Consider the following 838-nt stretch of genomic DNA (forward strand, 5'->3'; position numbering starts at 1 on the left):
CAAATAGTGGGTGTTTTTCCCTATTGTTCATATATTTACGTAGGTGTATAAACCGCGAACTTTTTAACATAGATAATAAATTATGAGTCCCGATGAATTTTTGAGGAAACTTAAGCGGGAATCGGTTGATATTGAAAGCCTGACTAAGCGCAATTACTATAATCACCTTGATCATTTGTTTAAAATGATTGCTTATGATGGCGATCGCCTTAATAAAAAACACAACCTCATGATAGGCACCTATTTGCAATATATCAATAACACCAGGCAAAGCGACTTTAGGGATGATTTATCAAAAACCGAATTAGAAGAGCTTATTGAAAGCTTAAAAACAGATATAGATTGTATGATATTCAGAATAGAGAATCCATCCGGCCCCCTTAGGGAGGAGTAATTGGACGGAAACGCTATTTACGCCAATCAAAGAAACTTCCCTTTAGGGGGAGGGGACTAATGGTTATGTTTTTTATGGATATCCTTAACCAGGCAAAGTTTTTTTATGTCGGCTACATTAATAGGGAAGGGGGCATACTTAAGGCGGTTGCCAACCATCTCGGTAGTGTTATCGGAGTGTGCTATTACTTCATCCGGGCTATCGCCGGCAAGCAGGCGTTTGTACATGCGGTAGTCGCCCCACTCAATATAATAAACTTCTCCGGGCAGTATCTTTTTGTCATGGATGATCTTTAGGGCTACCCAGCAGCCGTTCTCCAGGTAAGGGTACATCGAGTGCCCCCAAACAGGTAAGGCAAAATCGCAATCTTCAATACCCGGAAAGTTCATACGCCCAACCGGGTGCGAATCATTTATATCATTATATACTTCTACACCCGATGCG

Annotated in this window: 2 protein-coding genes; one reads left to right on the plus strand and one right to left on the minus strand. The window is 41.1% G+C overall.

The features are described from left to right. Nucleotides 1–82 precede the first annotated feature (82 nt). The gene (locus tag AC1DPZ_RS28235) at nt 83–394 is read left to right on the plus strand and encodes a hypothetical protein (RefSeq protein ID WP_477409786.1); all 312 of its coding nucleotides are present in this window, start codon (nt 83–85) and stop codon (nt 392–394) included. A 56-nt stretch (nt 395–450) separates the two neighbouring features. On the opposite strand, the gene AC1DPZ_RS28240 is transcribed toward AC1DPZ_RS28235, so the two are convergent. Beyond that, the coding region (locus AC1DPZ_RS28240; RefSeq protein ID WP_477409788.1) for a S24 family peptidase at nt 451–838 on the minus strand (388 nt) is incomplete at its 5' end.

This window comes from Mucilaginibacter sp. P4_G9, assembly GCF_056400985.1.

What these genes read in the sequence shown, in the direction of transcription:
- AC1DPZ_RS28235 (WP_477409786.1), top strand. Translation starts at nt 83, where the DNA reads ATGAGTCCCGATGAATTTTTGAGGAAACTTAAGCGGGAATCGGTTGAT.